Below are 10,232 nucleotides of genomic sequence, written 5' to 3'. Positions count from 1 at the left end.
TAACCGTTTTCAATCATAAATTCATAATCGTCTTTAAATGAAGCATCAGCTTTACCCATTGCATATTTAATCATTTTATTGGCACTGATATTGACCCAGTAAGGTTCCAATTTTTTACTTTTGGCATAATTGATTAATGACCACGGATTATAGATTTCATTATTGCCAATATGATAACCATCATACATTTCTTTGACCTGTTCATTTAACTCTAATCCATAATAGTTCAACAGTTCTTTTACTTCATCTTCATTGAAACCGAAATACTGACTATATGATTCTTCAGTAACGGTACATACAAGCGGATTATTTAAATCACTGAAGATATTTTCCTTAGCTACTCTTTGAATACCGGTAAGCAAGGCATACTGTAAACTGTTAGATGTTTTTAAGGCATTATGAAGCATTGAGGCTAAACCGTTTCTTATTTCATCATAGAACTTACCTACATGGGCTTCGATAAACGGTGTATCATATTCATCAATAAAGACCATTACCCGTTTATGATAATGTTTTTCCAGCATTGTCATTAAAAATGACAATGAATTAGCTATTCCTGATAAACTGCCATTATAAAACTGTGATAAATGATCTATTATTCCATCATACATCAGTTTTTCAAATTTATTCATATTTGAAAAGATCTGCTCATTTTCAAAATATAAAGCTAATATGCTCTGTTTAACTGTTTCAACAATAGTTTCTTTATCCCCTTTGGCACCTGCAAAGGAAATGAATATAGTAGGATACTGATTTAATATAGAAGCATATTCGGTTTTCATGATTTTGGTATCTTTAAACAGCTCTTTAGAATCTTTGGTAATATCAAAAAACTCTGCCATCATTGACATATTTAAGGTCTTTCCAAATCTTCGCGGTCTGGTTACCAAAGTTACCTGAGCGCCAGTTGATAGAAACTCTTCAATCATCAATGATTTATCAATATTATAGTAATTATCTTCTTTTAATTTTCGATAATTTGATATTCCGATTGGTATTTTTTTCAATTCCATCAGTCCTTTCAAACCTATTATACCTTATTTATTCAAGCTTAACTAGATTTATTCATGTTAAAAAAACAGTACCTTGAATTGTCAAAGTACTGTTTTAAATCTATTGAACCGCAAAAGTTAATTCAGCTTTACAGAGAACTTTACCATGAACTTTAGCAACTGCATCACCAATTCCAATTGGCCCTTTTTGTTTTGTAAGTGTACATTCCATTTCTAAAACATCACCTGGAGTAACTTGCCCTTTAAATTTACATTTATTAATTCCACCAAAGAAAGCAATTTTTCCTTTGTTTTCTTCTTTAGAAAGAATCGCAATACATCCAACTTGTGCCAATGCTTCAACGATTAACACACCTGGCATTACATGATGTTGTGGGAAGTGTCCACAAAAATGCATTTCATTAACACTCACACATTTAATTCCTTTAGCATATTCACCTGGCTGATAATCAGTAATGCGATCAACTAAGGCAAAAGGATAACGATGTGGATTGATTTCTTGAATTTGATTACTATTTAATTCCATCTTCTTATTCTCCATATTTTTTAAAGATTATTGTTGCGTTATGTCCACCAAATCCTAATGAATTAGACATCGCTACATTAACTTCTTGTTCTCTACCAACGTTAGGAACGATATCTAGATCACATTCTGGATCTGGTTCTTGATAATTGATTGTTGCTGGAATGTATCCTTCTTCAATGGCTTTAACACAAATAACACCTTCGATTCCTCCAGCAGCTCCTAAACAATGTCCAGTATTTCCTTTAGTTGAAGATACTGCTACTTTGTATGCTGCATCACCTAAAGCAGCTTTGATTGCTAAAGTTTCACCTTTATCATTTAATGGTGTACTAGTACCATGAGCATTGATATAAGTAACATCTTCTGGTTTTAAATTAGCATCGTTTAAAGCATTAACCATCGCTTTAGCACCACCGGAACCATCATCTAATGGTGCAGTAATATGATGAGCATCACAGCTAGCCCCATAGCCAACCATTTCACAATAAATATGAGCGCCACGAGCTTTAGCATGTTCTAATTCTTCAAGAACTAAAATTCCAGCTCCTTCACCCATAACAAAACCACTACGATTAGCATCAAATGGAATTGATGCGCGAGCAGGATCGTTATTATCACATAAAGCTTTCATTGATGTAAAGCCACCAACACCTAATGGTGTAATACTAGCTTCCGCACCACCAGCTACCATAATATCTAAATAACCATCACGAATATTTCTAAAAGCATCACCAATTGCATTAGTACCACCAGCACAAGCAGTAACTGGACAAGTACACATCCCTTTAGCCCCTAAATCAATAGCAATATTACCAGCAGCTAAATTAGTAATTGCCATTGGTACGAAAAATGGTGAAACTCGATCATGCCCTTTTTGTAAAGCTTTAGTATGATCTTTTTCAATTGTACCAATACCACCAATACCGCTAGAAACCGCTACACCAAAACGATCAGCATCAATTTTATCTAATTCTAATCCAGAATCCTTAAATGCTTCTCTTGAAGCAATTACTCCAAATTGAGTAAAACGATCCATTTTACGAGCTGATTTTTTATCAAGATAATCAGCTACATTGAAATCTTTTACTTCACCAGCAATTTTAACTTTTGTAAGGGAATTATCATAATTAGTAATTTCGCTAATTCCACAAACACCATCTTTAATGCTTTTCCAAGTTTCTTCAACATTATGACCGATGGCGTTAATTGCACCTATTCCTGTTACAACAACTCTTCTTTTCATCTGCTTCTCTCCTTACATTGCCATTCCGCCGTCAACATGAATCGTTTGACCAGTTATATATTTAGCATCATCACTTGCTAAGAAAACTACTGTATTTGCAATATCACTAACTTCTCCAAAATTACCTAAAGGAATTTGTTTCATCATGCTTTCTTTAACTTCTTCAGGTAATACCTCTGTCATTGCTGTTTTAATAAATCCAGGAGCAACAGCATTTACAGTAATACCACGGCTACCTACTTCACGAGCTAATGACATCGTCATCCCGATAATTCCAGATTTTGTTGCTGCATAGTTAACTTGTCCAGCATTTCCCATTACACCAACTACTGAAGACATCGAAATAATTCTTCCATAACGTTGTTTCATCATGATCTTAGTTACATGTTTCATACAGTTCCATGTTCCTTTTAAGTTAACATCAACAACAGCATCAAAATCGCTTTCTTTCATGCGCATTAATAAATTATCTTTAGTAATACCAGCATTATTAACTAAAACATCAATTCTACCAAACTCTTTGATAATTTCTTTAACCATTGCGCCAGTTTCTTCAAAAGAAGCTACATTAGCTTTAGCTAACATAACTGTTGCACCGATTGCTTCAAGTTCAGCTTTGGTATCCATTGCGATTTGTTTATTATCCCCAATATCAATATAATTAACTACGATTTTAGCTCCTTCACGAGCACAGGCAAAACAAATTTCTTTACCGATTCCTTGAGCTCCTCCAGTTACTAAAACTACTTTATCTTTTAATTTCATCTTATTCTCCTTTTAATCCCGCTAATGTTTTTTCAAGTGTTGCTTGATCTTCAACTTGATATGTTTTTATTTTACGATCAATTTTACGAACAAAACCAGTTAATACTTTGCCAGGTCCAATTTCCACGATTGTATCAACACCGTTTGCTAGCATATAGCGAATACTATCTTCAAAATATACTGAAGACATTACTTGTTTTTCTAACATTTGAGCAACTGTTTTATCAGCTTCTAATTCTTTAGCAGTGCTATTGAAAATTACTGGTATTTGCATTTCATTAAAAGCTACGCTAGTAAATTTTTCTTTTAATTTAGCACTTGCTGGTTCTAATAATTTCGTATGGAAAGGTCCACTAGTATTTAGCGGAATAGCACGACGAGCTCCTTTTTCTAACGCTAATTCACTAGCTTTAGTTACCGCAGCCGCTTCACCACCAATTACTAATTGTCCCGGACAATTATAGTTAGCAATTGATACTACTCCTAAATCACTAGCTTCATTTACCGCTTCATTTAATAAATCACGATCTAAACCAATGATGGCAATCATTTTACTATCAATTCCCTTAGCGGCTTCTTCCATCGCTTGACCACGGAAACGCACTAAATTGATTGCTGTTTGATCATCTAAAACACCGGCTGCATTTAAAGCTGAATATTCTCCTAAACTAAGTCCGGCAACATAGTCAGGTGTAATTCCGTTTTCTTTTAATAGCTTAGTTGCTACAACCGCAACAGCTACCATACAAGGCTGAGTATTACTTGTTTTTGAAAGTTCTTCAATTGGTCCTTCAAAACATAACTTTTTAACATCAATATCTAGATCAATTTGATCAAAAACATCTTTAGCTACTTGATAATTATCATAAAAAGATTTACCCATACCAACTACCTGGCTGCCTTGACCAGCATATACAAATCCAATTTTTCCCATTATTCAAAACCTTCCTTTAACTCATCCATCAATTCTTTGACAGTTACAATTTTATCATTACGATACCCATTGCTACCGCTAAAAACTAAACCATCATCAAGATTTCCTTTAACCGCATTAATTAATGCTCCACTAATACAATATGGTGTTGTTTTAACATCACACGGTATTAAACAGTTATAACATCTTTTAACAGGAATTCGTTCATCATTTTTTAACCGCTTAGTTAATTTCGTCATGATTGCTCTTCCCGGCATTCCTACTGGTGATTTAACTAATTCAATATCTTCTTTTTTAGCATTGATAAACGCTTCTTTATATTTAATGTCAGCATCACATTCTTCAGTGCAAATAAAACGAGTTGCCATTTGCACTCCATCAACACCTAGTTCAACAAACTCTTTAATATCTTTAGCGTCATAAATACCACCAGCAACAAAAATCGGAATTTCTTTTTGATACTTTTCAACAAACGGTTTAATTGTTTCTTTAACTTCTTTAAAAATATCCGCTAATTTAGCTGTTGTTTTATTCAAAACATCTTCTTTATGAAATCCTAAATGACCTCCAGCTTCACTACCTTCAATCACAATAAAATCAGGTGCCACCTGAAAGCGACGATCCCATGTCTTACAGATCAATTTAGCAGCTTTACCACTAGATACAATTGGAGCAATTTTTACCTTAGTTCCTTTAACAAAACTAGGTAAGTTCATTGGTAACCCCGCTCCAGAAATAATCGCATCAATTTTATTTTTGATTGCTACTTCAACCATTTGAGCATAATCAGTGATTGCCACCATCGCATTGATCGCTACCATTCCTTTTCCCTTAGCAATCTCTTTGGCTTTTTTTATTTCATTAGCCAGTTCGCGCATATTTACTTCAGTTGGACTCTTTTCAAAATCAGGTGCCCGATATCCTGGATGAGCAGTGGAAATAACCCCCATACCACCGTTTTTAGCTACGTGTCCTGCCAAGTTTCCAAGAGAAATACCAACACCCATTCCCCCTTGAATAATTGGTACTTCTAACGTCATATCACCTATGCAAACACTTTTCATCATTAAAACTCACTTTCTAATCTTTTTAGTTCTTTGTTACAATCCGCAAATAAATTTTCGATAATTGTCTTAACCGGCTTAATTTCACTAACCATTCCAGCTACTTGTCCAGCCATTAATGATCCTGTATCAATGTCACCATCAAATACCGCTTTTCTAAGGGAACCTAAAGTATATTTTTCTAATTCTTCCATTCCAGCGCCTTCTTTTTCACGCTTGATATATTCTTTGGCCATTTTATTTTTAATAATTCTAACTGGTGTTCCCGCAATTCTTCCAGTAACTGTTGTACTAGTATCTTTAGCTTTTAAAATTGCTTGTTTATAGTTATCATGAATCGGACATTCTTCACTAGCTAATAAACATGTTCCTACTTGTACCCCACAAGCACCTAATGCATAAGCAGCTAATACTTGTTTTCCTGAAGCAATTCCACCTGCTGCAATAACTGGTACGTTAACAGCAGCTACTACTTGAGGTACTAAAGCCATTGTTGTCAGTTCACCAATATGACCTCCAGCTTCCGTTCCTTCTACGATGATTGCATCAACATTATATTTTTCTAATCGCTTAGCTAAAGTTACACTAGGTACTACTGGTAAAACTTTAATTCCTGCTTCTTTCCAGGCAGCTACATATTTACCCGGATTTCCAGCTCCAGTTGTAACTACTGGTACTTTTTCTTCAATTACTAATTGCGCCATTTCATCAGCACATGGATTCATTAACATGATATTAACACCAAATGGTTTATCTGTTAATTGACGACAAATTTCAATATTCTTTTTTAATGTTGCTGTGTCCATTCCCCCAGCACCAATTAATCCTAATGCTCCGGCATTAGATACACTTGCAGCAAACTCACCAGTAGCGATATTTGCCATTCCCCCTTGAATTAACGGGTATTCAATTCCTAATAATTCATTTAATTTCATCTTCTAACTCCATTCTATCAATGTTGCGCCCCAAGTTAGACCGCCACCAAAACCTACACAAATAATTTTATCACCAGCTTTTAATAATCCCTTAGCATCCATCTCACCTAAAGCTAATGGGATACTAGCTGCTGAAGTATTTCCATATTCTTGTAAATTCATATAAAATTTTTCAGGATTGGCTTTCATTTTCTTATATACATTTTTGATAATCCGATAATTAGCCTGATGACAAACTACATAATCAATATCGTCAAATTCCAATCCTGTTTTTTCTAAAATCATCTTAATACTTTCCGGAATTACTTTAACTGCAAATTTAAATACTTCCTGACCAGCCATCGTTAAATACGAATTTTGATCTTCTTGATTAATTGCCGGTGCTTTTAAAGCACTTAAATTACCAGTAGAATTGCAATAGCTGGCAAACATTCCTGGACCCCTGCAAACAACAACAGCTCCAGCCCCATCACCAAATAACACACAAGTATTACGATCAGTAAAATCAATGATTTTAGAAATCACTTCACTGCCTACTACCAAAGCATATTTATCGCCCATATTTTGTAATAATGAATGTGCTACAGTTAAACTATAAACAAAACCGCTGCAAGCAGCACTTAAATCAAAACACATTACTTCCTGGTCATTCAAACCTAATTTTTCTTGTAATAAACAAGCTGTACTCGGAGTGAAATAATCAGGTGTCATAGTAGCACAAATAATTAATCCAATTTTGCTTTTATCAACCTTTTCTAAGGCTTTTGTAGCTGCCTTATAGGCAAGTTCTAAACAATCTTCACCATCGCTAATATGCCGTTTTTTTATTCCCGTTCTTGAAACGATCCATTCATCTGAAGTTTCCACCATTTTTTCTAAATCAAAGTTATCAAGAACTTTTTGGGGAGCATAATAACCTGTGGATAATATCTTTATTCCTTCCATATAAATCTCCTAATATCTTTCTTTGACATCTTCAAAGAAATAGACTAATTGCTGCAATGATTTAATCAGCAGCTCATCATCTAAAACATTACTGTCCTCACAAACTCGACTAACCATTTCTTCATGAAATTCACTATGTACTTTACAAACACGATTGCCCATGGCTGTTAGTTCGACCCTAATGATCCGGCGATCATTTTGATCCTTATAGCGTTTTACATAACCCTTAGCTTCTAACTTTTTAATCGCTGTTGTAATTGTACCGTTAGTCAAAGTCGCTTTAGAAGCAATCGTTGACATTGTCGGCTTTGATAAAGAACTGATTGCATCAATGATATGCAATTCTGAAATACTTAGATCCTCAACCCCATGAGCAACCATATACTTACTTTCAATATCTAAAATCTGATTAAACAGCCGGACAAATAGATGATTAATTAACTCACGAGTTAAAATATCACGATTAGTCATTCGTTATCCTACCCATTTCTCGATATTTTTGATAACGTTTATTTACTAGTGATGATTTTGATAACTTCATCAATTCTTCTAAAGTGTCTCGTAAATATATTCTAAGCCGTTTATAAACATATTCAGGCTTTTTAGTAATACCACCACGTGGTTCATGAATGATTTTATCAATAATCTTTAACTGATAAAGATCTTGTGCCGTTAATTTCATTAACTCAGCTGCTTCTTGAACCCGTTTTCCTTCTTTATCTTTCCATAAAATTGATGAGAAACCTTCTGGTGATAAAACCGAATAAACACTATTTTCTAACATCACCATGCGATCACCAACACTTAATCCTAAGGCACCGCCGCTACCACCTTCACCAATGACAATTACAATAATTGGTACTTTTAAGCGTGACATTTCCATTAAGTTTTTAGCGATTGCTTCACCAATTCCATTTCGTTCAGCTTCTAACCCTGGATAAGCCCCTGGCGTATCGACAAAAGTAATAATTGGACGATCAAACTTTTCTGCCTGTTTCATCAATCGCAATGCTTTACGATAGCCCTCTGGTGAAGACATCCCGAAATTACACTTAATATTTTCTTCAAGCGTTCTCCCTTTTAAATGTCCAATGACAGTACAAGGAATCTTATTAAAGATAGCTAGTCCACCAACGATTGAACCATCATCTTTATAATAACGATCACCATGTAACTCAATAAACTCATCAAATAAATTATCAATGTATTCATAAACATTAGGACGATCAGCTTTACGAGCTAAATAAACACGATCATAAGCACTAATATCTTGATATGCTTCTTTTTCTAATTTAGCCTTAGTATTTTCTAAATCTTTAATTTGCAAAGTATGATCAACTTCCTGATCTTCCTTTAATTTTAATAACTCAAGTTCAATTTCTTTTATTTTAATTTCTTTTTCTTGTAATGACATTATTGAACCCCCCGACTATGCATTTTTAATAACTTAATAATTGTTTCTCGCATTTTAGGACGCTCTACAATTAAATCAATAAATCCCTGTTCCAACATAAACTCGGTTCTTTGGAAACCTTCAGGCAATTTTTGTTTGATCGTTGATTCAATTACCCGAGGTCCGGCAAAACCAATTAATGCTTTTGGTTCACCAATAATGATATCACCTAGCATTGCAAATGAAGCCGTTACCCCACCAGTAGTTGGATGCGTAATATATGATATATATAATAATCCCGCTTCATTATGTTTAGCTAAAGCGGCACTAGTTTTAGCCATTTGCATTAAAGAAATGATTCCCTCTTGCATTCTCGCTCCACCAGAAGTAGTAAAAATAATCAATGGAGCTTTACGTTTAGTTGCATGTTCAATGGCACGAGTAATTTTTTCACCAACAGCGCCAGACATACTTCCCATTAAAAAGCGGGAATCCATAACACAAGTTACCACTTTACGACCATCAATTTTACCAGTAGCACAAACTACTGCTTCATCTAAATGAGTCGTTTCTTTTAACTGTTTTAACTTTTCTTTATAACCCGGAAACATTAATGGGTCATTTGATTGCACATTGCGATATAATTCTCTATATTTACCCCCATCATAGAGAATTTTTAATCTTGTATGCGCGCGCATTTTTAAATGCGCACCACATTTAGGACAAACATAATAATTTTCTTTTAAATCGGCTGTTAAAACAGTTTCCCCACAGCCGTCACATTTTGTATATAAACCCTCTGGTACATCGATTCTTCGATTATTTTGTATTTTTTTACGAAGCGATTTAAATAAATCCAGCTTCTCTTTTCTTTTCTTAAATATTTCTTCCATCTATTATCTCACCAGCTTATCTAAATTATTTTCAATGAAACTAGTATCGAAATTACCCTTAACGTATTCACTAGAATGTAAAATCAGATATTGTAATTCCTGATTAGTATCAATTCCATCAATTACCAATTCCGCTAATACTCGACGCATCCGGCGAATCGCTTCTAAACGATTAGAACCATGAACAATTACTTTAGCGATCATTGAATCGTAATGTGAAGAAACCCGATAACCTTGATATAAAGTAGTATCAATTCTTACCCCAGGTCCTCCTGGTAAATGCACACTATTGACCACTCCAGGACAAGGTCTAAAGCCTTCACGAGGATTTTCCGCATTAATTCGACATTCAATGGCATGACCATTTAACTGAATATCACTTTGTTTATAAGTCAATTTTTGATTAGCGGCAATTCTAATTTGTTCTCTGACAATATCAACACCCGTAACCATTTCAGTAATCGGATGTTCTACCTGAATTCGGGTATTCATCTCAATAAAATAATAATTACCGTTTTCAT

11 protein-coding genes and 1 pseudogene are annotated in these 10,232 nt (G+C 34.4%); all 12 read right to left on the bottom strand.

Going from position 1 to position 10,232, the window contains the following annotated elements:
• On the bottom strand, positions 1–1,007 hold a 1,007-nt coding region (locus J7M77_RS11355; RefSeq protein WP_296878610.1), incomplete at its 3' end, for an AAA family ATPase.
• A gap of 106 nt (positions 1,008–1,113) precedes the next feature.
• On the bottom strand, positions 1,114–1,539 hold the full coding sequence (gene fabZ / locus J7M77_RS11350; protein WP_296878608.1) for a 3-hydroxyacyl-ACP dehydratase FabZ: 426 nt from the start codon (positions 1,537–1,539) through the stop codon (positions 1,114–1,116).
• A gap of 4 nt (positions 1,540–1,543) precedes the next feature.
• Positions 1,544–2,782 (bottom strand): beta-ketoacyl-ACP synthase II, encoded by a 1,239-nt coding sequence (fabF, locus tag J7M77_RS11345; RefSeq protein WP_296878606.1) that lies wholly within the window; start codon positions 2,780–2,782, stop codon positions 1,544–1,546.
• A gap of 12 nt (positions 2,783–2,794) precedes the next feature.
• Positions 2,795–3,547 (bottom strand): 3-oxoacyl-[acyl-carrier-protein] reductase, encoded by a 753-nt coding sequence (gene fabG, locus J7M77_RS11340; protein ID WP_296878604.1) that lies wholly within the window; start codon positions 3,545–3,547, stop codon positions 2,795–2,797.
• A 1-nt stretch (position 3,548) separates the two neighbouring features.
• A complete protein-coding gene (fabD, locus tag J7M77_RS11335; RefSeq protein ID WP_296878602.1) occupies positions 3,549–4,481 on the bottom strand; it encodes an ACP S-malonyltransferase in 933 nt (310 codons plus the stop codon).
• On the bottom strand, positions 4,481–5,545 hold the full coding sequence (locus J7M77_RS11330) for a nitronate monooxygenase family protein (protein ID WP_296878612.1): 1,065 nt from the start codon (positions 5,543–5,545) through the stop codon (positions 4,481–4,483). The genes fabD and J7M77_RS11330 overlap by 1 nt, the downstream gene beginning before the upstream one ends.
• Before the next feature lie 2 nt (positions 5,546–5,547).
• Positions 5,548–6,480 carry a DUF561 domain-containing protein gene (locus J7M77_RS11325; RefSeq protein ID WP_296878600.1) on the bottom strand — a complete coding sequence of 311 codons (933 nt, stop codon included), beginning with the start codon at positions 6,478–6,480 and terminating at the stop codon, positions 5,548–5,550.
• Positions 6,481–6,483: 3 nt separating this feature from the next.
• Positions 6,484–7,425 (bottom strand): beta-ketoacyl-ACP synthase III, encoded by a 942-nt coding sequence (locus J7M77_RS11320; RefSeq protein ID WP_296878598.1) that lies wholly within the window; start codon positions 7,423–7,425, stop codon positions 6,484–6,486.
• 9 nt (positions 7,426–7,434) lie between these two features.
• Entirely contained in the window at positions 7,435–7,896 is a 462-nt protein-coding gene (locus J7M77_RS11315; RefSeq protein WP_296878596.1) for a MarR family transcriptional regulator, read from the bottom strand.
• On the bottom strand, positions 7,889–8,839 hold the full coding sequence (locus J7M77_RS11310; RefSeq protein ID WP_296878593.1) for an acetyl-CoA carboxylase carboxyltransferase subunit alpha: 951 nt from the start codon (positions 8,837–8,839) through the stop codon (positions 7,889–7,891). The genes J7M77_RS11315 and J7M77_RS11310 overlap by 8 nt, the downstream gene beginning before the upstream one ends.
• Positions 8,839–9,711 (bottom strand): acetyl-CoA carboxylase, carboxyltransferase subunit beta, encoded by an 873-nt coding sequence (gene accD / locus J7M77_RS11305; protein WP_296878591.1) that lies wholly within the window; start codon positions 9,709–9,711, stop codon positions 8,839–8,841. Before accD ends, J7M77_RS11310 begins: the two co-directional genes overlap by 1 nt.
• A gap of 3 nt (positions 9,712–9,714) precedes the next feature.
• Positions 9,715–10,232 (bottom strand): annotated as a pseudogene (locus tag J7M77_RS11300) (acetyl-CoA carboxylase biotin carboxylase subunit); the annotation flags it as partial.

It is taken from the genome of Thomasclavelia sp. (assembly GCF_017889095.1).
Classification (GTDB): Bacteria; Bacillota_I; Bacilli_A; order Erysipelotrichales; family Coprobacillaceae; genus Thomasclavelia.
The sequence above is the reverse complement of the archived record's forward strand: the minus strand, read 5'-3'. Positions and strand labels throughout refer to the sequence as shown.